Genomic DNA, 23,821 nt, shown 5'->3' with positions numbered 1-23,821 from the left:
TGAATAGAGGCAGTGCTTGGATTTGAACCAAGGAATTAGGTTTTGCAGACCTATGCCTTACCACTTGGCTACACTGCCATTACATAAAGTTTAGCTGCCAATTTGAAGATTACTTATTACGTTGTTAATGGTATTATTAGCAAAAAGAAGTGTCAATAATATTTAGAATATAATTATTTTTCTCAATATTAAAGCAAATACCTAGAAAATCTATTGAAAATATAAGCATTCAAATAAAACAAAGGGATATACATATCATTTCAAAATAGTGATTTTTAAAAAAACATAACCATATAACATTTTTTTCTGTTTTATGAGTAATTACTCTGGATAAATTTCTCAAATAATAATCGATTTTTTATTTTGCAAATATAAGCTCTATTATGCTATGGTTATTTTTAGAAATTTTTGGTTTTCCAAAATCACCTAACACTATAATTACAAATAAAACTACTTAATAGGGAAAATTTATTAAGAAAGGAACTCCTTATGTCTAAACAAACACTTGCTTACATTCAAATTTCATTTGCAATGGTTGCAATTGGAAGCTTTGTGATTGTTAATAAGTTCATTATTAAAGAGCTTCCTGTATTTATTGCTTCTGAGCTTAGATTATTACTTGCTTGCCTCATACTACTTCCTTTATTTTTATATAAAGGGGAAAAAATGCCGAAACTCATAAAAAAGGATTACGTTATATTTTTTCTTCAAAGTTTTATAGGTGTGTTCCTATTTAGCATATGCACATTATATGGATTAAAAAAAACAACAGCTTTAGACAGCGGCATTATTATGAGTTGTACACCTGCAATAATGGCTTTAATCTCTTATTTTTTTCTAAAAGAAAAACTAGGGATTCATAAAATAGGAGGAATTTTTTTAACCATTTTAGGTACATTATCTATTAATGTTTTTGGTCAACTTTTAAATTTTAATGAGAACTCACATTCATTAATAGGAAATATACTAATCTTTTGCGCTGTTATTGGAGAAGCAGTTTTCTTTTCCTTTGGAAAATTAATTTCCACACCTTTAAGACCTTTAACAATGACGACAATTATGAGTTTAACAGGTGCCGTATTATTTTTGCCTTTGGCAATTTATCAATCCTTACATTTTAACTTTTTTACTGTCTCTCCATTAATATGGTTGCTAGTACTATATACAGGCGTTGTAATTACTGTGCTAGCAGTTCTATTGATGAATCAAGGATTAGAAGTAGTATCAGCGGGAACCGCAGCAGTATTTACTGCTTTAATGCCGATAAGCACCGTCGTTTTATCAGCCCTTATCTTACATGAACCTCTTTTCTGGTATCATATTTTCGGTATGCTATTGGTTATGGGGGGGATTTTTGTTATTACGAACTCTTCAAGTGAAAGTACAGTTACAAATAATGAAAGATTTCAAAAAAGTAGAAACGAAAATATAAGTTCTGATACGTGAGTTTGAATGCAAATAGATAATGAAAAATAGTAAAATAGCAAACCGTATGAGAGGTTCTCTCTCATACGGTTTGCTGAACATTACTTAAAAATATAGTTAATTTTGAATATAAACTTATGAGTATTTATAAATTATTTACACATCGTTTACAAATAATAAAGATTTCCCTTTTACAAATGATTATATAAGTCCATCATAAGCATCCCCGAGTGATACAAAATCACTCTGCAGCCAATACCAATACTTCCCCTTATTATGTATAAGTCTTTCAAGTAAATCTGTAAACGATGTTGCAATGATTTGTGATTCCCCTACAATTCCATGACGATCAAAGAAGCTGTCATAACATTTCCCTAATCTATTTTGATGCAAATCAATTGTTACGTATTCTTCTTGTCCATCATTACATATAATATACCAATTTGAAGTCATATCATCTTCACACAGCTCACCTATTATTACCGGATTTGCTAAAATAAATTCTTGTGGAGAGACAATATAAACCGGATACTTCTCATTCTCAAACAAAACCATTCCTCCGCAAAGACTGTAAAATTCCTTTACCTCCTCAGGTAGGATATGCTTCTTCTCGTCAATTATCGGTATTCCTGCAGGCTCAAGGACACGACAATCAGATAAAGACTCTATTTGTGCAATAAGTTGACTCATTTCTTTCATATCTATAACTCCTAAAGTGATATTCGTATTAGCAAATTTGAGTGCACTTTTACGGCATTGAATGTTTTTTAGTAAAACTGTTTTCTTTGATTCCCTTCCTAAATCATGTGGAATCTAGAAAAATGATTGTAACACTGTCACTCAATTTCTTTTCTAAAGTTTCAATTTACTTCATTGATAACGGAATGATTTAATATAAAATCAGCCTTTTCCGCATATAACTCCGGCATCTCACTCTTTACATTACATAAAATAGCTTTCACTATTTGTTTTGTATGCTTATCAACCTGTTGTAATGCTTTAATGTATGGCGAAATCAACTCTTCTGAATGTAAAAGCGTTCGATGAATTCTATCAGCCCAAAATTCTGCCTGAGGTAACATATTTGGTATTCCACTCGCTAACTGTACAAGTCCATCTTCTAATCCATTCCGGCTTGCAATAGAAAAAATCGTTTCAATTACATAATCGTCTGCAGAAGGTTCCGCTACATCGTCTTCAAATATTTTACAAAGTTCTGGAATTACCTCATTTTCTGCATGAACTGATAATTCATTTAATATTTCTTCAAATTTTTCAATATCATCACCTTCATTTTCCATAAAGCGCATCTTATATAAAATAGCAAGTTGTTCTTTATAATTCATAATGTACCTCCCGATTTTATCCGCAGCGTTATTTCCAACTATTCAATCTTGTTCTACTGAATCCTCAATTCATTTTCTACATTTCATTGATACTCACTAGGGGATATGTAACATGATTTAAACAATTATTATGTAAAAAAACAGCAGAGTTTTTAAAATCTCTGCTGTTTTCTGTTATTTAACTTCTAACTTGAACCAATTTTTTATTGAATACACCAACGTTACCAAACTTACGATAAAAGCAAACAAAATAACACTACGATCAATCATGGAACCATATACTACTCCTATTAACGTTACTATATACAATAGCATGGCTATACCATTAATCTTAATTTCGACTATATCGCCGCTTTTCACTTGCTTTTCTTTACTTCCGAAAAACAATTGATTTACTTTTATCTTCGCTTCTTTTACATCAGAAGGGAGCGTGTACTCCTCATTATTTTCTAATTTCATCACAACTTCATTATCCACCTTTAAAGCTACTCTTGTAGCCATCCCCATCATACCTGTTGCCCTTATTACTTTTATAGCCATTTTTAAACTCCCCTTAAACTTTTGTTCGTCCAATAAAAGACTTCTCACTTTTCAGTCTAGTATATTTCCTACAATTCTTCATCTTTTTTCCACAATATACATATTATCATATTTATAGTCTATAACAAGAAGCCTGCGGCACTCCGATATGGTTAGTGGATTTTTCAAGCAAGATTTCCTTTTATATAATCTATTCGTAACTACTCAGCCATACATTTCATTTAGAAGTTTGGTAAGGAGTATAATTCCAGCGAAAATAAGCTTACCTATCATTGCTGCCATGAAGATAAAAATGGATCTATACCTCGCTGCCTTTCTTTGTTTTCAAGCTTTGCGCGTGGCAGGAAAAGGCACTGACCGCTACTATACATAGCCAGTCCCTCCCTGACCACTTAAAAAAATGCTTTTCTATCGGTTTTTCATAGAGTGACTAAGTAGTTACATCTATTCTTATTTAATAGGTTTCTCTGTTTTTAAAACAAATGAACTTAATGCGGGAACCTTAATCTTATTATCATGGAAAACATAAAGCACTTTATTTCCTGCATGTTCACCATCTACTAGCACTTTCCAAGGACCTTTTGATGGAAGAGTAATTTCCACGGCTTCTCTATTCGCATTGTGAGCTACAACAAAGTATTCGTTTTTATTACCATTTGCTTTGCCATCTATTGTATAAGCTACAACATTTTTGGGAGAATCAATGAACGTTATATGTTTTTTTATTTGTTCAGCAGATGTCATACGAAAAGCTGGATGGTTGTTACGCAACTCTATTAAGCCTTTCATATAATCTACTTCTTTATCAAATGCCACGCGGCGCACCCAATCCATCTGGTTAATAGAATCAGGAGATTTGTAGCTATTATGATCACCATATTTTGTACGCATGAACTCTTGGCCTGCATGCAAGAATGGAATCCCTTGCGATGTTAAGATGATGGAAGAAGACAACTTGTGCATTTGTTTACGTACTTCTTCGCTGTCGCCAGGATTCGTCAACGCAAGCTTATCCCATAATGTATGGTTGTCATGTGCTTCAACATATGTCAGAACCTGCTCAGGATCCTGATAAGTAGCCATTTTTTTATCATAATCAATACCAGCCGTAATTCCTTTTTTAATGCGTTCTTCCATGTTTTGTTTTCCGTTCACAAAACCATTATCCGTATCCCCAAATACGCTGCCTTTCAATCCATCACGAATATCGTCATTAAAATGAGCGATTCCTTTCATTTTCTCCGCATTTTTTTGATTTGCCTTCAACTCAGGTGCAAGAGGGGTATTTAAATCCCATCCTTCTCCATGAAGAATAATAGAAGGATCAATTTTATTAACGGTTTTACGTATCGCATTCATTGTTTCAAAATCATGAATACCCATCAAATCGAAACGGAATCCATCTAAATTATACTCTTTTGCCCAATACGCGACGGAATCCACCATAAATTTCCTCATCATCTTTCGTTCAGAAGCCGTATCATTTCCTACACCAGTTCCATTTGCGAGTGAACCATCCTCGTTGTAACGATAATAATAACCTGGAACTAACTTGTGGAAATTGGATTCAGCCGCATTGTACATATGATTATATACCACGTCCATCACAACACGAAGATTATTATCATGAAGTGTTTGAATCATCTGCTTTAATTCAATAATTCGAACAGTCGGCTCATAAGGATTTGTAGAATACGAGCCTTCTGGTACATTGTAATTTTTCGGATCATATCCCCAGTTATATTGTGGTTCATTTAAATTTTCTTCATTTACTGAAGCATAATCAAATATTGGTAAAAACTGAACGTGAGTAACACCAAGATCCTTAATATGATCAAGACCTGTTTTTACACCTTCAGGTCCTCTTGTCCCTTTTTCTGCTACACCAAGATATTTTCCTTTATGTTTAATACCACTTTCAGGTTGAATAGAAAGATCACGTACTTGCAACTCATAAATAATTGCATCTTCTGGATTTTTAAATTTCGGTTTTTTATTAACCTTCCAATTTTTTGGATTTGTTTCTTTTAAATCAACGACTGCTCCTTTATCACCATTCACAGAAGCAGCACGTACATATGGATCAACGGCCTCAGTCCATGTATCACCAATCTTCACCTTATATGTATAAAAAAGGCCTTTTTGATCGCCTTTAAGCTTTGCCATCCAAGTTCCTTTTTCACCTTGTTCCATGTTTATTTCAGTACCTTTTTCATCATTCCATTTTTTGTAAGAAACTAACTTTGCCTCACTTGCAGTAGGAGCCCACAAACGGAACTTTGTTTCCCATGGCGTATATATATTCCCTAAATCATTACCATCATAATAAAATAAATGATCAAATTCCTCGCTACGAATTACTTTCCCAATCTCAGTATTAGCTTCAACGTAATTTTCCATTTTGATTTTGTATGTTTTCTTTAAATCAAGATTCTTTTCTGTAATTATTTTAACCTTATTGGTAATATCTCCATCATTTGTGTCATAAGGACTAACTTTCTCAATGTTAACGCCCTCAATTTCAATTTTTTGCTCCTTAATATTGAATGGAACATTCGTAGTTATAGTGATTTCATTGAAGCCATCAATGGTGGCCTTCTGAATAGAAAGTTCAGAAGAAGGCTTAGCATAGTATACTTTATCATCGCCCGAAAGGACCCATACTTCAGCACGGCCGTCTTTAATATTTTCAATCCAACGATCACTACCATCTTTTTCCCATTCATTCGTACGAACTATAAATCCTATACGATTATAATCACCATCCATTTTCACCTTAGCATACTTACCAAACTCATCTTCCCCAGTGAATTCATAGGATTTACCATTCCCATTCTCGGCCCACATCCAAAGATTCCAATCTTTTGTATTTCCAGACTTCTCCTTATAATGAATGATAATTTCAGTTGTTTTCGTATTTGAATCTGCCTTTACATTTTGAAAAGAAAAACCAGATAATAGCATGACAATTACAGTAAGTAATAACATCGTCTTGTTTATTAATTTTTTTGTAAATTGCACTTTATTCACCCTTTCTTAAAATATTACGAATAATTGATTATGTTCATTTCAAAACTATATGTTACTAACTAAGTAACACTGGTTAAGTTAATCTAAAAATCTCTTTTATAACACCTCCATATTGAATGTATTCGTATTTATTTCAATGATCTTTTAATAGGAAAATCAAACATAAAAAGAAATAACAAAGGTTTACGAAAACGTTTGCATTAAATCTCAAAAAAAAGAATTACTTATTCCTTGTTATATCTCTAAATATTAAAAGATCATAGAAAACCTTTTTAGGAAACCGTTTGTTATCGCTTTCAATTTTATAGTACTAACTATAAAGAGGTCAATATATTATTAATTATCTGTTTTTATTCTGTGCACATATTTCAAATTTTGTTAACATTTAAAGTTGTAAATCATTGAAGAGAGAAATCATGGATATATTTTGATTTTGAAACTTCATTGTAGCTTCAACACCTAATAAAATTCTCCCACTTTACATAATAAGAACTCCCCTAAATACATTCACGTATTTAGGAGAGCTTGGGATTACTTTATTTTACAAGATTCATGTATTGAATCCTCTTTCTTTATAACTCGCTTGTATTAACTATCTCTTTTCAAAATAAGCGATGATTCTTCCATCACCAGGATACTCACCATTCCAGCCACAAGGGAAGCCACCTGCTTTATAGATTTCAAACATAGTTTCAAAAAAATTGTTATTTTTCCCATTGATAGCACGGCTAAAAGCACAATTATTGAGATCTGTTACAGTTTCTGTATGTTGTTTTTCCAGTTCAGATAGCTATAATCAACCTCTTCTTTTAATTCAAAATAGTTTTCCCAAGTATCTTGTACATGATAAAGTGTTTCGCCTGCATCTATAAAAACATCTCTATAATCATATAGATACTTCCAATCATTATCATTATTAAAGTAATACATTGCAAATTGATTACCCTCATCATTTAACATGTCGTCTGCAAACACACCACCCCACTTCATATAGATTTGCGTACCAGTAATTTGTCTAAGCTTAAACTTATTAATATCATCTCGAGACTTTTCTTCAAATTCCTTACTAAATAAATTATTTTCAATGATCCACCCAAGAAACATACCAGTATGTACATATGCTTGTTCAATTGGCAAATCCTCCGGAAAATCACCATTATAGTGGTACTTTGCCTTATCATAAATCACGACGTCCAGCTCCTTTTCATATCTCATTCATTTTACATACTATTGAAAATAAAACAATGCAACTATTATAAAAATCTCATATACAATGAATCTATTTTTATTTAATTTGTATATTTATCTCCTATCTATATTTGAATCCTGTAGCATCAAAATAAGCATCACAGCTCTCACCAGAAAGAATATATACTTCCCCTGAAATCTCTATATTCTCGATAGTAAACTCGACAGATTTCTGTTCATATTATGAGGAAGTTCTTATATGCTAAGGAATCGAGTTTTAAGTTTTATTCTTCCACTAAGAATTTTTTTACAGCAGTTTCAATTTGTTCTCTTGTTCGTAATTGATTAAGTAAAAGACTTCTTGTATAAGATGATTTCTTCTAAATTCAAGTATTAACATTACCTTTATTATCTATTTTATCTAATTCTTCATGCTTAAGTTCTTTAATACTACCCTTTTCCGGAAAACCGTAACAATTACGTAGCCAAGCATATTTTCCGCAAAGTAGTTCATTTTGATGATAGTTTATCCTACCACCTCTTTCATATAGCATGATTATTGGTTCATACAGATCCTCAAATTGCATAGCAATTTTATTATTTGAACTAATCAGATATGACCATTCTAAAAAACTCTTACATAGATATCTAGCGGTCCAACCATATCTTAGTAAATTCAGGTCATTAACAATACCCTCAATATCCATTTGAATCTCAGCGTTTATAGTCTCAGCTGCACTAAAAATTGCTAAACGATACTTATTTTCTGGACTATATATATCCCTGAAAATATTACCCCTTCTAATAAATTCTGAAATCAATAATTCAAATGATGGTTGACTCTTCTTTACATCATCCCAATTTATGTCTTTTATTCTTTGAATTGCATTTTCAAATTGTGTCACAAAATTACCATCCTATATCTAAAATAAAATCTGGAAGATCTCCTGAAGGCTCTGGAGCTAAATCGTGTGCTTCAGGGGGGACCATCTTCAATCGCCTTTACATCTTTAAGGCAAATCACTCTGTATCAATCTAGCTCCTTCAAGTTCATGTTCGACTAACTGTTTAAACCAAGTTTTGTGCTCTGCAATTAATTCATCTTTCAAAGATACATATTCATCCTTCTCTGAAATAGATAAGTTACTGCACAAATCTAACAATTCTTAGAAAGAAAGGATATGCCTCACACATCTATCATACCTGTCCATCTACGTAAAACCGATTCCATTAATTCAAATCCATTTATACAAAATTAAAATGAATAATCATAAAGTTCGACTTTAATTTGTTGTCAAAACAGATTTTCAATCAAATTTCTATTCAATTCTAGTTTCTATTAGTATTTATTTTTGCATGTCAACTTTATACTACTAAATGACCGTAAAAATACTTTTCTCCAACTTTCCATTCTCTGTTTGTTAATTCATCAATATATGATATCAATTCTCTATATTTTTGATCATCTATTACCATACCATACTGAACAGGGCATTTAACCCCACTCCAAATGGATAAAATAGACGGGATTGTAATCACATTAAACGCGGTTTTTTCTCTTAAAGAAATCATTACCCTCGGAATTAATTCCTTCACCAAATTCCCTGGAAATGACAAATTATTATGATAGTAATATTTAGTGATATCATTATTTTTAATGGACTCCGAATATATTTCTCCAAATTCTTCTATTGATAATTCATAATAGTCATCACTAACTCCAAGCATTAATGTCAGTGTATTTCTGATTGCCTTCTCAACAAAAGTATCTTCCCATTCTTCTAATAAAGCGAGAAGGTATGGAATCACATTATATGAAAGAGTGTCTCCTGCACTTGCTACAAAAGTATGAACGCTATCTTCAGAAGCATTTGAAAGAAATTTCAATTTATTAGTATCTAATAGGTCATCGTGAGTAGCTATCGAGCAAAAAAGTCTTGTACATAAATTGAGAATAACCTCATCTTGGGTACTATTCATTAGTTGTACTAGCAATTCCTTTACAGAAAAATCACCTAATTTTAACAATTCATTAATAAGGCGAAAGCATTCTTCCTCAGTTGTAGCATTCTTAAGCTGAGATTTAAGGGTTTGAATTGTATCATTAGGAATTTCTCCATACCAAATATCTTTCACCATATTCTCTAAATTCATAATCCCTCTCCTTATTAAGCATGTTTTTTATCAGTCCCCGATGAACTCACAAAATAGCAATTTAATCACTTTCTACTTAACATGTCCACTGTTTTCATTAGCTTTTTAGCTTGTTCTTTTAAAATTTTCTTTCTTCATCCTCAGAATCTAGCAAAATAACATTTCAAAAACCATTCATTTCTTAATCGATATACATTCTATTGGAATAGAATCTGCAAGCCATACCTTTTCATTTCCTAGATAAAATTTAATTCCCTTTTTTTGAGCTTCTTCTGTATCAATTATTAAGATAACAGGAACAGAGGTTTTTCGTTTACCAACTAGTTTAGCTGTCTCTATATCTTCTGAAAGATGAACATATTGCCTGGACATTGGTAACAAACCAGATTCGCTAATGGACTCCATAAATTTTGGTGAAGTTCCATGATATAGTTTTCTAGGCGGTATAGCTTTCTTCTTAATAATCTTCATTGGAACAGAATGACCATATAAAGCTCTAATTTTTCCATTTGATAATTCGTGCCGCTTTTTTTCTGATATTAAAATCATTTTTTCTATATCTTCTTGTGTAATATTTTCCCATTCTTTTGATTGATGCAATGCAGTTAATAACTGATTAACTGGCACCCATCCTTCGTCATCTAATTCTAATTCATACTTCCATGGAGCATGACGAAGCGCATAAGAAATTTCTTTGCTCATTTTTTGGTAATTCATACATTTTCCCTCCTACCAAAACCTCTACTTATTCAGCTATAAATGCATACATTTTGCTATTTTCAAGGAAGATTGCAAAATGATGCAAATCCCAAAAATCTAATTCTTCTAGATTTAAATCTCCAATCTTATCTAACCATTCGGAATTTTCAACCTTACAACTTAAAAACCTTTAAAAACAATAACCTCCCTAAAATAATGTACTTATCAATTATTCATATAAATTTCCAATCTCAGTAAACCAAAAACATCCCTTTTCCATACACTTAGGGTCAATTCTTTCTAACTCTTCTCTTAACCAATTAATCACAGATTGTGGTATATCATTATTAATAAAGGCATCCTCACCATTTGTTTGTATTGCCTTGTCAATCATTCTTGAATATACTAATAAACATTCTGCAAATTGACTTAAAGAAGAATTTATAAATTCTTCTTTATAACCATCACTATTATTAAGAAACATTACATTTTCTTTTTTCTCAATTATACATATTGGATCTCCAGAACCTGTCGATCCCAAAAACCAATATTTTTGAAATTCTTCTGGTATATTGAGTATACTTGTAATAGATTTTAATAACGCTTGTGAAGAAATAAATTCTAAATATGGTGCAGGATTTTCAGGTAATCCTCCTATAGACAAAAATCTCTTTACTTCATCAGAAAAATCTGTGTCCACTAAATGCTCATAATTAAATTTTATTAGCGGACCATTTTTGCTTACATCCCATTTCTCATTAAACTCCTCTGGTAAAATCATCTTTTCACCTTTCTGTTTTGTAAGTATTGTTGTTCTTTATGTAAAAAGTCATTAAAAAAACTGATTAATCTTACTATATTTTCTTCTTCGGAGTATAGCAATGGGTTATAGCCGTCTTTAGAAGGCATATAATTAATAAGCCTTTCCATATCTTCTGGATAGTCAAAGTCAGCAAATACTTCAACAATTTTATTTAATAATTCTTTAGGTTCATCTTGATGCATTACTTTAAAATGTTTCAGAATACTAAACCTCCATTTTCTTTTTTCGAATTTCCATAAACCGGAATCCTTTAATAGTTCTTCACCATTTAGCTCTTCCAATATGTTCTTCAGTATTCTCCGATATTCAATATCATTTTTTCCCCAAGCAAGTTCTATAATGAACGGATTATTACATTCTTGATGAGTAGATAAAAATTCCACGGCATAATTAGTTATGTCGTTATTTTTAATTATACTAAGCTCTAAACCTACATATATTGTTTTCCAGTCATATTTTATTTTGCTTTGCTTTAAAATATCTATAGAATAATCCATTATATTCACCTTTGACCTTTTGGATTTTGATTAGAAGAACCTGTAATTTTCCTATTAAGATTTAACTGTTGTTATTCTCTCTGTAATTCATAAATCTTTATAACTGTAGTACTTCATTATGTGAAATATTTTTACCCTTTACTTTAGAATGTCCCCATGTTTCAACTGAGAACTAATAACTAGTACTACTTTTCTTCTAATTTTCCCTTTAGATATTCAGCAATTTCTGTTTGTCCAAATTCTCTAGCATATTCATAGGCACCTATCTTGTTAATCTTTTCACCAGTATACCTAATTGAAATATCTATACCTTTTTCAACTAGAAATTCGACTACTTCTTTATGCCCGCCGTAAATCGCTCCAAATAGTGGGTTTCTTTTTGCTAAGCTCACATCTAATTCTGTGCCAACTTCTATTAGATACTTTACTATTCCGAAATGCCCTGCTCCTGCTGCCAAATTTAATGCAGAAGCATTAAATGTACCACCTCTAGCATCAATATCTATACCTTTTTCAATTAGATACTTTACTATTTCAAGGTGTCCATTCTTTGCTGCTACATGCAACCATGTACCAAACGGAGTCATAGTATTCAAGGTTTCTGTATCATTTCCTATTAATTGTTTCACCTCATTAATATCACCAAGTTTAATTGCATTCCCTATTGCTTTGTTTATACTTTTTTTACCCAATACAAACCCTCCTTAATTTCAATTTATCTTCTACTAGCTGCTCATTTTTACTAATTCCAGAAAGTTCGTCTACATTGAATTTATTATTTTGAATAGCATTATTAATGACTAAATCGATACAACCTGTATATTTGTTAAGAGAAGTTTGGATTTTCTCTACACTCTTATCATCGTTTAAATCTGCTAAAATTGGATAGCAGCGGTCTGGAAATATATGCGTAAGCTTCTGAAGTTCTTGCTGCTTTCTAACAACTGGGAAAATAATATGCCCATTGTTAGAAAATATGTTGGCTAACTCAAAACCAAGACCTCGATTTTCCCCAGTTATTAATACTTTTATTTTATATGTCTCCTAGTAAAGGTATAAGGTAAATTTTTATGGTTATATAAACAGGATATAATAATGGACAAATTTCCCTATAGTTGTCCATTGCTATATTTCCAATAAATTAGTTCTGTATCTCTGTAAGTAATTTGGAATCCTAACTTCTCTAAAACATTGTTAGAATTGATGTTGTCCCGTTCACATCTAGCAGTAATACATTTGACCTCATCCTGGTTCGAGGGCCAGTTTAATAATTTTTAGGCAGCTTCAAAACAATAACCTTTACGGCGTTGGCTTTCATTAGTAGCAAAGCCCATTTCAATCATACCGCCCGAATCGGGATCACCAAAAAAACCAATACCGCCAACTATTTCTTTAGTACCTTTCTCCACAATAATCCAGGAGTCAAATCTTTTAGTTCCATTATTTTTAATCAAAAGTGCTCGAAAGTAAGGCAAAGCTTCAAAAAAGTCAGCGCCTGGCCATTCCCCGTTGGTTTTGTATCCCATTGCTTCGATTGCCTGTATATCACGCTGGGTTGCAACCTCGATTAGATTAAGATCAAGAGCTTTTAACAACAATCTATTAGTTTCAAGCTTCATATTAAATTCACCTTTCTTTTAGATATTAATTTTATAGAAAATCTTATAGAGAGGAGATGAAATAACGTGCCAACTATTTCTCGTATAATTGTCAATGTTGCAATGAATTATAAATCGAATAATTTACTTCACCTGAAAACTGGTATGCTAGCTGTTCTTGCATAGTTTGAGCGTGATATTATTCGTGGAAAGCCTCTTCGTAAAGATAATGCGTAAATACAAACAAAACCAGCAAAACACCTTTTCTGTGTCGTACTGGTTTTGTTGAAGTTCATCTTGAATTGTAGCTAGTTCAACGTGATTGCAAATTCCGAATTCGGCGCGCCAGCAAATACAACCGTTCCGTTATTCGGCAGTTTTACTTTGTTATTGCCGCTCACAACGGTAAAATTGACGCATACTCCCTTCTCATCATACACCGCGAACGAACTCTTCGATGACAACGCCACGGTCATCGTTTTCCCTGCTGCCGCTTGCGGAATCGTAAACCATTTCGCATGCCCATTTGCTTGCAGCGTAACTTTGGATGATTGGCCTGCATCAAGCGGTTTTACGTTGGATCCACTTACGTATAACAATCCGGTCATCTCCATATATTCATTGTCGCCTTCTGTATAGAAATGCGTTTCCGTCGTATCACGGCCGTTCATCACAGGAATCTGGAGCTGATGCGCCGCGGTGTTCGGGCCTGTAATTTTTCTGCCGTCCCAATAGCCCGCCAGGCCTTCCTTGCGAGTAATTTGTTTGGTAAGAAGTTTCGGTTGAACGAGATATTCAATAGAACTAAATTTCTCGTTCACGAGATAGAACTTGACGCCTTCCCGCTTCGCCCATGTGGCAGCGGTTTTCTTCGATAGCACGTTGTCTTCTAGTTTCTCGGCTAAATAGTGAGTCATCACATCTTGCCCTAAGCCTGGCGTCGATTTATATGTGCTCTCCCTCAAATAAGTTCTTCCATTCTTCTCGGTGACGAAGTTGAGCTTGGAAGTACCCTTCTCATTAATAAAGCTTCCATTCGCAGTATATACATATTTTTCTTCTCGATTAGATGGTAAGAACAGTTCTCCATTCTTTGTAATTTCTATTTTGAAATGACTTTCGCTATTGCCGTAAAAACCCGCTTTCTTCGCCACGTCTTGAGGCATCTTGGCCTTGATCGGCTTGCCAAAGGATTTGTTCGGCTTGATGTCCTTAATTGTGCCCTTCTCTTTGAGCGCGGCGAGCAGCAATTCAGTTGCCATCAGTTGATTTGTAGAGCTTTGGCCGCCGGATGACAACACAGCCGCTGCCATCTTCTGTTCCGGAAGCACGACCAGTATAGCATGTTGCAGTGCCGTGTCGCCGCCCTTAGCCAAGCCTTTTATCCCATATTCACTGAATGGGTATAGTTTCACACTATCCCAGCCAAGACCATAGTTGAAAATATTATCTCCATCCCCCGGCCACATTCCTTTTTTATATTCCTCTTGCTCCATCGCCTTGACTGCCTTATCAGAGAGGATCCCTTTTCCCTGTCCCATAAATAATTGTGAGAATCGTACCATATCTCCTGCCGTGGAAGAGATCCCTCCCGAACCAATCACATTCACCGATTCAATGGGAAGCTGCCCTTGGTACGCCGGAAAATAAAGTCCAGCCCGCTTTTCGTCTTCCCATTTGTCCTGCGGCGTTTTCGTATGATTCAGCTTTAAGGGTTCTGTAAACCGTTGATGTAGAAATTCGGTAAAGCTCATACCGCTGACTCTTTCCACCAAAATCTCGGCCAGCGTAAAGCCGTCGTTGCAGTATACCGAGAACGCGCCAGGATCCGCCTTCAAGCTCTGGTTGGACAATTGCCGCAACAAGACATCATGGGCATAGGGATCATTATCGTTAAATAAAAATGCATTACTAAACGTGGAACCTTGCAAGCCGGAGGAGTGGTTCAACAGCATACGCGGCGTAATGCGTTTGTACCGCTCGTCTTTCATCTTGAAATCAGGAACATAGTGGACGACAGGAGCATCCAAATCGACTTTTTCTTCGTCAACCAATTTCATTACAGCCGCTGCTGCATACACTTTACTGACTGAACCAACCCCGTATATAGTATCTTTAGTCAGCCGCTGTTCCCCTTCCATATCGTTCTTGCCTGTCTGACCCGACAAAATAAGTTTTCCATTATCAATTAGCGCATACTGCACGCTAGTCGTACCATGGGACTTCGTGAGTAGCGCAGCCTTCTCTGCCGCAATCTTCTCCAGTTCTTGGCTAGCAACTTCTTGGTTAGCTACAACCGGAGTCTTACTGCTAGAAGACGCTATCGCCCCTGTTGGTAGGGTCATCGTTAGTGCCAATGTAGCGGCTAATGCCCCAGAGAGTTTATTTTTCATGAGAGAATTGCCTCCTTAGATAAGTAATCGATTTCATCACTTATTTGTTTAGCTATAAAAAATATGACAAAATTTATCCGTTTTTCCTCTTTGCCTACTTGCTAAATTCAGCAAGTAAAATATTTTTAAAAGGATTAGTAATGTTAGCTCTACCCGAACTGTTCAAATTGATGGCCAACGTATGATTGGCTCCAAGTGTACCTCCGGTAAGAATAGAAAACCCTGGAACACCACCCGTGTGTCCCCCATACCGAGACACCGTTTGGAAGCTTAATTTCATAGATTGCAAGACCATATCCATCGATTCCTTTTCTTCCTGTAGGAACTGTAGTAACCATTTGTTTTAGTTGCTGTTCCTTCAGTCATTTGCCACTGAGTAAGTAAGAGAAGAATTTGTTTAAGTCGTCAGCAGTAGAAATCATATATCTGTTCCACCTTTCATGCTTATTTATATTTTGATCATACACAATGAAAATTTCTTTTTCCTTACCTATTCCTTACAAATTCCTTACGTTCAAAATAGCTTCTATAATAGGGTAGAAGGAGTATCTGTGCCTCAAAGTTCAAAGTATTTCCCAATAAATATATGAATCATAAAGAAACACAGAAGTTTTTCACACAGGAAAGGAAGAAATCACTTAGTTATATTCTTCTTGCGCTTCTGTTATAGCTAATTTCGAATACACTTCAAGCGATTGCCTACTTGTATGTCCAGAACAAGGCTGAATGAGGGCATCATCGATTCCCTGTTTTTTCAGCTAGGCTTTGTATCTAATTTAAAAACAACATATCACCAAAGGTTAGAAAATCATTGGCATACTAGCAATGAAACGTACCACTCCATTATGGTTATAAATCAACTCATCTGGATCAATCGCCAATTTTAAATCTGGGAAGCGTCTATGGACGGTAGAGAACAGTTCGGGTTCACTCAGTTTATCCTCTTGATTGATGGTTCTACTATCAGGTTCCATATAAACTAATAGTAGATAACCAATCAAACCTAAAAAATATGCTAAAGGAGCGAATTCTCATGAAAGAAAATCAAGATTTATTATTCAATCAAGTTGTTGTTATGTCCTGCCTAGGTGGTTTCGTATTATTATCCGGTATTGCTGCAATTATAGAAGTTTCTCAACGAATTTTTATGTAATATAAGTTTTAATTCAAACACAACGAAAATAATTATAGAACTCATAACATTTTATATCCAATTCAAATCGTTCAAGATGAATAAAAATCATCTTTCATATATAAATGAATCTTAAAAGTAACTTGATAAAGCTGTTGCTTTAAAATAAAGTTTGACCAAATTAATACTAATAACCTTGATAAACAATCATAAAAAAGAGCGTGTTAAAAAAAAACAGATTGATCAAAACACGCTCTTAATACTTTCAGTTGGTTTATTTTTTTATAAAAAAGTTTGATCATTTCCTATCTATTTTGCTCCACAATCGCGCCCTTTAAATGGAATAACCCAAATTATGAACGAGACCTAAAAACAACAATCACTTATTTTTATTTAACTAAATCCCCTTTAGGGGTATCGCCACACCGCTATCAAGCTAGTTTTTTGAAGTACCGCCTAAACAAAGTTTTTCCTTCTCTAAAGTTAGTTATTTTTGAGAATTCAGTTCATTTTTTCGTTTTGGGGAATAATGAATTTCTTAAGTTGATGGGCATGCGGCTGAACCCAATGGTAATATTATTTTAGTAATTCTACATACTAAAGAGCATAATGTAAAAAGGAGTTTGCTCTTATGAATGAAAAATTGAATCAAGAATTGAAAAGTAATTTAGATGAAACAATTTTACCTTTAACTTCTCTTGGCAATGGAAATAGCATCGAAGTTACATCCAACATCTATTGTTTATGTATAAAAATTGTTAATGTATGTTTTGTTGGTGATTCTACAAATCCAAACGAATGGGTTCTAATTGATACGGGAATGCCAAAATCGATGAATCTCATCATAGATTTTGCAGAAGAAAAATTTGGTAAACATAGTACACCCAAAGCAATTATATTGACTCATGGTCATTTTGATCATGTTGGTTCTGCAATTGAATTGATAAAAAAATGGGATGTTCCAGTTTATGCACATAAGCTAGAAATCCCCTATTTAAATGGTGAAAAAGACTATCCAGATCCAGATGGATCTGTGGAGGGTGGATTTGTAGCGAAAATTTCTCCTTTGTTTCCAAATGAAGGCATTGATTTAGGTAACTGTATACATGAGTTGCCTCCAGATGGTAGTGTTCCCCATATGCCTGGATGGAGTTGGATACATACTCCAGGGCATACTCCTGGACATATATCTCTGTTTCGAAATATGGACGGTTTTTTAATCGCTGGAGATGCTTTTGTTACCGTAAGACAAGATTCATTGTATAAAGTATTGATTCAACAAAAAGAATTAAATGGTCCACCAAGATATCTTACTACCGATTGGGAGAACGCCTGGGAGTCTATAAAAATACTTGAGAAGTTAAATCCTAAATCTGTAGTGACAGGGCACGGTCTACCTATGTTTGGGGAAGAATTAAGAAATAAATTGCATCGTTTAGTAAAGAATTTTGATAAAGTAGCTATTCCTGATTACGGAAGATATATTTAACAATAATCCTTATATGAAACATTAAAAGCCTAAAGTTCTTGCTTAATTTACAATAAAAATATTTTATTCATTAATAAATTAAAGTTTTATAAAAGGAGGCATGTGAATATGAAAGCTGTAACTTATCAAGGGCCGAATCAAGTACAGGTTAAACAAGTTGATGATGCGAGATTAGAAAAAAAAGATGATATTATTGTAAAGATTACTTCAACTGCTATTTGCGGATCCGATTTACATTTATACCAAGGTAATATGCCTTTATCCCCAGGATACATTATCGGTCATGAACCAATGGGGATTGTTGAAGAGGTGGGTCCTGATGTCACTAAAGTAAAAAAAGGAGATCGTGTTGTTATCCCCTTCAATGTTGCTTGCGGACATTGTTTTTATTGCCAACATGAAATGGAAAGTCAATGTGATAACTCAAATCCTCATTATGATTCTGGTGGATACTTTGGTTATACAGAGAAATTTGGTAACCACCCAGGTGGTCAAGCTGAATATTTAAAAGTTCCTTTTGGTAACTTCACTCCCTTTCTTATACCAGAATCATGCGAGCTTGAGGATGAGTCACTACTTTTTTTATCCGATGTTTTACCAACAGCTTATTGGAGTGTAATAAATGCAGGTGTAAAATCAGGTGATACTGTTATCGTGCTTGGTTGTGGACCTGTTGGATTAATGACACAAAAATTTGCTTGGATGAAAGGTGCCAAGCGTGTAATTGCAGTTGATTATTTGGATTATCGAATAAAATATGCAAAAAAGATTAACAATGTTGAGGTATTTGAGTTTACAAAATACCCGGATATGGGAGAACATTTAAAAGAAATTACGTATGGTGGCGCGGATGTCGTCATCGATTGTGTAGGTATGGATGGAAAGAAATCGCCTTTGGAGTTTATTGAACAAAAATTAAAATTACAAGGGGGAACGCTTGGTCCTATACAAATTGCTACAAAAGCCGTACGAAAATATGGAACGGTCCAAATGACAGGTGTTTATGGTGGCAACTATAATGCATTTCCACTAGGTGCATTTTGGAGTAGGAATATTAATCTTAGAATGGGACAAGCCCCAGTCATTCATTTCATGCCCGAATTGTTTGAAAAAATAGCAAAAAGTGAATTTGATCCAAAGGAGATCATTACACACAAACTCCCCCTTGAAGAAGCAAGTTATGGTTATCAAATTTTTAATAATCGTGAAGATAATTGTATAAAAGTTATTCTGAAACCTTAAAAATCTGTTCTTTCTCATTAATCCTTTTTAATTATTCTTTATACTAAAGATAAGATTCCATTCCAAGATCTTATCTTTTTTACTTTGAAAAATAAATACTGAATGAATTTTGAATATAAATATATATAGTTTAAATCATTCATATATGTCCTGCTGCGCTAACCTAATTAAAGAATCAACCGGATACAATTTGGTTAAAAGAAGTCGATAGTATTGCTCTTCAATCAACATTGAAAAATCTCAAAGAGGGCGTTGTTGATTTGTTTGTGTAGTCATTAGATCTACTTGTAACTATTCTTGTATATTAGTTTTTAAGATAGTAAATTCTTTAAGTCTTGGCAATGTTTCATAGACATGTTCACATCTTGTTGTAATAAACTTTGTAGAGCTGGATCTTGTGCTACGCCAGCGATAACAGCTGATTTTGTCATACATACATTTTTAAATGTTAACATTTCATGCAACTCATTCACTTCATGAACACCTTTTGTATTAGATCCCATTTACTTATCACTCCTTTTCCATATGAATTCAAGCAAGAGAAAAGGAAGAATAACACAATCATTTCAAACAAACCTTGTTATGAAAAGATATTAGAACAATTCCCCTTCTTGACTCTCCCAGCCATATTTTAAGTAGAAAAATAAAACTTATACTCAAATTCAGGTCAAAAAAATACCATAAAAAGGAATACTTGTTTTTCTGTGGTTCGTAGCATATTAAAAACATAGGAGGTGATACAATATGGCAAACAATAAAAGCGGAAATCGTAATGAATTATTGGTTCAAGGAGCTGAAAGTGCACTTGATCAAATGAAATATGAAATCGCGCAAGAGTTTGGTGTACAACTTGGTGCAGATACAACAGCTCGTGCAAACGGTTCTGTTGGTGGTGAAATCACTAAACGTTTAGTAGCAATGGCAGAGCAACAACTTGGTGGTGGATTTACTCGTTAACTTCACCTAAAAGTGGAAAAGATTAGGGTGAGCGATATGGTTGATTATTGGAAACATAGCAAGTTACAGTAGTTAGCATATCTATTTTTTCCATGTGGTTTAAAATAATCTCTAATAATGAATACATTTGTATTCAAAGATTGTTGATAATTTTAAATAATAATCTTTGAGTATTTTATTAAAAAAATTCCTTTCTAGATTACAAACACATATCTTGTGGGGAAGGTGTTTCCCATGAATATTAAAAAGTCTTTTACAGGAACAAATATACTTAAAAATTTATTTTCAATATTGAAAAGCATACTAACTATGATATTTACAAAAGGGAGGCATCTTAAAATGGGTGTATTAAGTGGAAATCCTCAAAATGAGCCTTTGCATTATGGAGAAGTATTTGATATTTGGAGTTATCTTCTTGCAACACAAGGGGCTGTTGCTGGACATCAAGTATTTATGAATCACACGGGTGATGAAGATTTAAAAAAGTTCTTAGAAAACCTAATTGAGAATGATATGACTTCTGAAATAGATGAACTAAAAACTCTTTTAAAGGTAAATGGAGTGGCTTTACCGCCAGCACCTCCAGAAAGACCAGTTGCATCTATTGAAGATATTCCTCCTGGGGCACGCATCAATGATGCTGAAATTGCAGCAGCAGTTTCTGCAGGTCTAGCGGCAGGATTAGTAACTTGTAGTCAAATAATGGGAAAATGTCTTCGAGAAGATGTAGGAATGCTTTTTGGACAATTCCATATGAAAAAAGCACAAGCTGGGGTAACTTTACTACGTCTAAGTAAGAAAAAAGGCTGGGTAGTTCCTCCGCCATTACATGTTAAAAATACTGAACAAGCTTAATAAAAAAAGTGGCTAAAAGCCACTTTTTTTATTTCGTTTTATTTTTTATCTCGTTTTCCTTTTGCATGGATCTTACTTTTTCTATTTCAGAACGGTTTAAATATTCATGTGAGATCTCCATAGCATATCTATCATGATGTATGTTAGTTGATTCTCGTGAATCATTGTTTTCATATAAAACCGCTTTTTTCATATAAATGTGAAAAAATACTTCTATCACACCGATAAGAAGCGCCGACCAAAATGAAGATGCAACAATATTACGAGCGAAATTGTTGTCTGTAAGAAGATAAGTTAACACCCAGATTCCTAAAAAACTTAACCCAAAATCTGCAATTGTAGCAACCATATTCCCATACTTAGGTAGAACAAATAAATCTCCTATTAAGTAGGCCGATCCTGTAATTAGTAATGAAATCAGTAATATTCTAGGGATCGAGATGTTCTGGAATATACCTAATATCATCAATAATACGGCACTGATAGCGGTATATTTAATTAATAATGCCACAATATGTTTCATAAATGATTCTCCTATCTTTTAATTTTCATGTAGAAATAGTACTTTTCAATAAAAACAGGTTGCACTTTCATAAAGTACAACCCGTTTCATCATGTTCAGGAGGTTTACTCACTACATGATACCCATATGGCAAAAAAATTTTTGCTCTCCTACACAATACTATTTTGTGAAATATAAGTATGAATTATGTGTTAAAACAATAAAAATCAATACCTAAAAAGGACCATATATTTCCGAATGCTTTTTCACATATTAAAGAGTGAAGGAGGTGACATAACATGTCGAACAATAACAGTGGAAGCAGCAATCAATTATTAATACGTGGGGCTGAACAAGCTCTTGATCAAATGAAATATGAAATCGCACAAGAATTTGGTGTGCAACTTGGTGCAGACGTAACAGCTCGTGCAAATGGATCTGTTGGTGGAGAAATTACAAAACGTCTAGTATCATTAGCTGAACAACAACTTGGCGGTGGAGTTACTCGTTAACTTGATATAGTAATGGATATATGGTATTAAGATTCCAATTTCCTCGTAATAATGAAGTGTTCGAACGCTTATATTTGTAATTTTAGAGAGTTGGCCGACTAAATACATATTATCTTCCTTTCTAAACTGGATTAAAAATACAATTAAATATTAAACCCTAACGTAGGCGTTAGGGTCAAGAAAAAATGTCATTGATTTTCTCAATTATTAAATTTATATCCTTCTTAAACAAATCTGCCTCTAAATTGCATCTTTAATTACATCAAAATATTTGTCGTCTTCGTTATCAAAAATCGAGTATCCTTCAAGAATATATGCCCTTAGCAAAAGCTCTTTAGAAGCAGTAAAATCTTTTCTCATATAATATGTATCGCCTATATCATTCAACAATTATAATGAATCCCTCACTATTTCAACGTAGCAATTTCATCGTTGCATTGAGAAATGGTGAGTTTGTTTCTTAGTTAATTTCTGCATTTTATATAATTCGTCAATCATATAAAGTAAAGAAGTCTAGCGATTTATGAATATAGCCATAGTTAAAAGTGGTAAAAATCGGAAAACCTTATTAAAAATTTCACAATGAATAAGAAGAAAGGAGTAAGTTTATCAATGATTGTAGTAAAGAATGGAACATTGCAAGTACCTGGAGCAAGCATCTACTATGAAGTACGCGGAAATGGCCCTGTACTTCTTTTCATTCATGGCGGTGGTGGTGACGCTGACAAATTCCTTAGTGTTGCTGACCATCTTGCTGATCGGTATACAGTTGTTACTTACGACCGCCGGGGCCATTCCCGCAGTAATCTCGCCAATCGAACTGAAGATTACTCCGTGGAAACGCACAGTGACGACGCTCATCGCCTCATAGCCAAATTGACCGATGAACCGGCGTACGTATTCGGAAGCAGTTCCGGTGCTGTCATCGGACTTAATCTATGTATACACCACCCGGAGCAAGTAAAGCTACTGATCCCTCATGAACCAGTCTTATTGCAACTTTTATTCGGCGAGGAGCAGATGCAGGCCAGAAAATTTATGGAAGACCTTAAGAAGAATCATCGAAATGAGGTCGTAAAGTTATTATCAAATTTAGAAGTGGACACTAACAATCTCGAGCACTCAAAGGATGTGCAAACAAAGCGTATTTTCAGTAATTCAACGTATTTCGTCGAGTATGAAATCCTAGGAATTCTTAATCATTCGCTTGATATCAATGCTTTGAAGACTGCATTAAAATCTTCATCAATGCAGGTACTTCCAGCTGGCGGAAGTGCCTCACGGGATTTTTTCGCTTATCGCTGCGCAGTCGCATTAACAGAACAAATAGGAACAGAGATCGTGGAGTTTCCCGGACATCATGGAGGCTATAATACAAGTCATTATAAAGAATTTGCTGAGAAGTTACACAAGATTTGTTCTTCACATTTATAAAGACA

Annotated in this window: 23 protein-coding genes, 1 tRNA gene and 3 pseudogenes; 8 read left to right on the top strand and 19 right to left on the bottom strand. The window is 33.9% G+C overall.

Features of this window, described 5'->3' with window-relative positions:
* Positions 1–7 precede the first annotated feature (7 nt).
* Positions 8–78: transfer RNA gene (locus BM350_RS15110), tRNA-Cys, on the bottom strand.
* A gap of 411 nt (positions 79–489) precedes the next feature.
* Here BM350_RS15110 and BM350_RS15105 point away from each other — a divergent pair.
* On the top strand, positions 490–1,446 hold the full coding sequence (locus BM350_RS15105) for a DMT family transporter (RefSeq protein WP_090911299.1): 957 nt from the start codon (positions 490–492) through the stop codon (positions 1,444–1,446).
* Between the two features lie 180 nt (positions 1,447–1,626).
* On the opposite strand, the gene BM350_RS15100 is transcribed toward BM350_RS15105, so the two are convergent.
* From BM350_RS15100 to BM350_RS27260, 15 genes and pseudogenes are all read right to left on the bottom strand, one after another.
* On the bottom strand, positions 1,627–2,124 hold the full coding sequence (locus BM350_RS15100) for an SMI1/KNR4 family protein (RefSeq protein ID WP_090911301.1): 498 nt from the start codon (positions 2,122–2,124) through the stop codon (positions 1,627–1,629).
* 161 nt (positions 2,125–2,285) lie between these two features.
* Positions 2,286–2,771, bottom strand: coding sequence for an Imm30 family immunity protein (locus BM350_RS15095; RefSeq protein WP_090911303.1), 486 nt, complete (start codon positions 2,769–2,771; stop codon positions 2,286–2,288).
* A gap of 174 nt (positions 2,772–2,945) precedes the next feature.
* Positions 2,946–3,311, bottom strand: a complete 366-nt coding sequence (locus BM350_RS15090; RefSeq protein ID WP_090911305.1) for a hypothetical protein — start codon at positions 3,309–3,311, stop codon at positions 2,946–2,948.
* A 450-nt stretch (positions 3,312–3,761) separates the two neighbouring features.
* Positions 3,762–6,332, bottom strand: a complete 2,571-nt coding sequence (gene pulA / locus BM350_RS15080; protein WP_090911308.1) for a type I pullulanase — start codon at positions 6,330–6,332, stop codon at positions 3,762–3,764.
* 762 nt (positions 6,333–7,094) lie between these two features.
* Complete coding sequence (locus BM350_RS15070; protein ID WP_090911309.1) at positions 7,095–7,556, bottom strand: DUF7832 domain-containing protein; 462 nt, start codon at positions 7,554–7,556, stop codon at positions 7,095–7,097.
* 359 nt (positions 7,557–7,915) lie between these two features.
* The gene (locus tag BM350_RS15065; protein ID WP_090911311.1) at positions 7,916–8,434 is read right to left on the bottom strand and encodes a hypothetical protein; all 519 of its coding nucleotides are present in this window, start codon (positions 8,432–8,434) and stop codon (positions 7,916–7,918) included.
* 460 nt (positions 8,435–8,894) lie between these two features.
* On the bottom strand, positions 8,895–9,683 hold the full coding sequence (imm47, locus tag BM350_RS15060) for an Imm47 family immunity protein (protein ID WP_090911313.1): 789 nt from the start codon (positions 9,681–9,683) through the stop codon (positions 8,895–8,897).
* 174 nt (positions 9,684–9,857) lie between these two features.
* Positions 9,858–10,400 carry an RNA 2'-phosphotransferase gene (locus BM350_RS15055; protein ID WP_090911315.1) on the bottom strand — a complete coding sequence of 181 codons (543 nt, stop codon included), beginning with the start codon at positions 10,398–10,400 and terminating at the stop codon, positions 9,858–9,860.
* 211 nt (positions 10,401–10,611) lie between these two features.
* Entirely contained in the window at positions 10,612–11,163 is a 552-nt protein-coding gene (locus BM350_RS15050) for an SUKH-4 family immunity protein (protein WP_090911317.1), read from the bottom strand.
* On the bottom strand, positions 11,160–11,702 hold the full coding sequence (locus tag BM350_RS15045; RefSeq protein ID WP_090911319.1) for a DUF2247 family protein: 543 nt from the start codon (positions 11,700–11,702) through the stop codon (positions 11,160–11,162). The genes BM350_RS15050 and BM350_RS15045 overlap by 4 nt, the downstream gene beginning before the upstream one ends.
* Positions 11,703–11,887: 185 nt before the next feature.
* Complete coding sequence (locus BM350_RS15040; RefSeq protein WP_090911321.1) at positions 11,888–12,394, bottom strand: ankyrin repeat domain-containing protein; 507 nt, start codon at positions 12,392–12,394, stop codon at positions 11,888–11,890.
* Complete coding sequence (locus tag BM350_RS15035) at positions 12,387–12,722, bottom strand: SDR family NAD(P)-dependent oxidoreductase (protein WP_280141390.1); 336 nt, start codon at positions 12,720–12,722, stop codon at positions 12,387–12,389. The genes BM350_RS15040 and BM350_RS15035 overlap by 8 nt, the downstream gene beginning before the upstream one ends.
* 89 nt (positions 12,723–12,811) lie before the next feature.
* A pseudogene (locus BM350_RS15030) lies at positions 12,812–13,321 on the bottom strand (GNAT family protein).
* 287 nt (positions 13,322–13,608) lie between these two features.
* Positions 13,609–15,693, bottom strand: a complete 2,085-nt coding sequence (locus BM350_RS15025) for a serine hydrolase domain-containing protein (protein ID WP_090911323.1) — start codon at positions 15,691–15,693, stop codon at positions 13,609–13,611.
* Positions 15,694–15,787: 94 nt separating this feature from the next.
* Positions 15,788–16,115, bottom strand: a pseudogene (locus BM350_RS27260) (serine hydrolase); the annotation flags it as partial.
* 1,341 nt (positions 16,116–17,456) lie between these two features.
* On the opposite strand from BM350_RS27260, the gene BM350_RS15010 reads away from it, so the two are divergent.
* The 3 genes and pseudogenes from BM350_RS15010 to BM350_RS28050 form a co-directional block, all read left to right on the top strand.
* Positions 17,457–18,314 (top strand): MBL fold metallo-hydrolase, encoded by an 858-nt coding sequence (locus BM350_RS15010; RefSeq protein ID WP_090911325.1) that lies wholly within the window; start codon positions 17,457–17,459, stop codon positions 18,312–18,314.
* Between the two features lie 108 nt (positions 18,315–18,422).
* Entirely contained in the window at positions 18,423–19,556 is a 1,134-nt protein-coding gene (locus BM350_RS15005) for a zinc-dependent alcohol dehydrogenase (protein ID WP_090911327.1), read from the top strand.
* Between the two features lie 146 nt (positions 19,557–19,702).
* A pseudogene (locus BM350_RS28050) lies at positions 19,703–19,804 on the top strand (RNA-guided endonuclease TnpB family protein); the annotation flags it as partial.
* Positions 19,805–19,867: 63 nt separating this feature from the next.
* Here BM350_RS28050 and BM350_RS15000 read toward each other — a convergent pair.
* Positions 19,868–20,059 (bottom strand): spore coat protein, encoded by a 192-nt coding sequence (locus BM350_RS15000; RefSeq protein ID WP_090911329.1) that lies wholly within the window; start codon positions 20,057–20,059, stop codon positions 19,868–19,870.
* Between the two features lie 241 nt (positions 20,060–20,300).
* Here BM350_RS15000 and BM350_RS14995 point away from each other — a divergent pair, with 241 nt between their 5' ends.
* A complete protein-coding gene (locus tag BM350_RS14995; RefSeq protein WP_026591505.1) occupies positions 20,301–20,513 on the top strand; it encodes an alpha/beta-type small acid-soluble spore protein in 213 nt (70 codons plus the stop codon).
* 339 nt (positions 20,514–20,852) lie between these two features.
* Positions 20,853–21,368: a DUF3231 family protein gene (locus BM350_RS14990; RefSeq protein WP_090911331.1), complete on the top strand. Its 516-nt coding sequence runs from the start codon at positions 20,853–20,855 to the stop codon at positions 21,366–21,368.
* 28 nt (positions 21,369–21,396) lie between these two features.
* Here the strand turns inward: BM350_RS14990 and BM350_RS14985 are convergent, their stop codons facing one another.
* Positions 21,397–21,891, bottom strand: coding sequence for a YndM family protein (locus tag BM350_RS14985; RefSeq protein WP_090911333.1), 495 nt, complete (start codon positions 21,889–21,891; stop codon positions 21,397–21,399).
* A 278-nt stretch (positions 21,892–22,169) separates the two neighbouring features.
* Between BM350_RS14985 and BM350_RS14980 the strand changes: the two genes are divergently transcribed.
* A complete protein-coding gene (locus BM350_RS14980; RefSeq protein WP_090911335.1) occupies positions 22,170–22,382 on the top strand; it encodes an alpha/beta-type small acid-soluble spore protein in 213 nt (70 codons plus the stop codon).
* Here the strand turns inward: BM350_RS14980 and BM350_RS14975 are convergent.
* Positions 22,344–22,490, bottom strand: a complete 147-nt coding sequence (locus BM350_RS14975; RefSeq protein ID WP_090911337.1) for a MerR family DNA-binding transcriptional regulator — start codon at positions 22,488–22,490, stop codon at positions 22,344–22,346. The genes BM350_RS14980 and BM350_RS14975 overlap by 39 nt on opposite strands.
* A gap of 504 nt (positions 22,491–22,994) precedes the next feature.
* Here BM350_RS14975 and BM350_RS14970 point away from each other — a divergent pair.
* Complete coding sequence (locus BM350_RS14970; RefSeq protein WP_090911340.1) at positions 22,995–23,816, top strand: alpha/beta fold hydrolase; 822 nt, start codon at positions 22,995–22,997, stop codon at positions 23,814–23,816.
* Positions 23,817–23,821 lie beyond the last annotated feature (5 nt).

The sequence above is a fragment of the Bacillus sp. 103mf genome, assembly GCF_900116295.1.
In the GTDB taxonomy this organism is placed as follows: domain Bacteria; phylum Bacillota; class Bacilli; order Bacillales; family Bacillaceae_G; genus Bacillus_A; species Bacillus_A bruguierae.
This window is presented reverse-complemented; position numbering and strand designations above follow the sequence as displayed.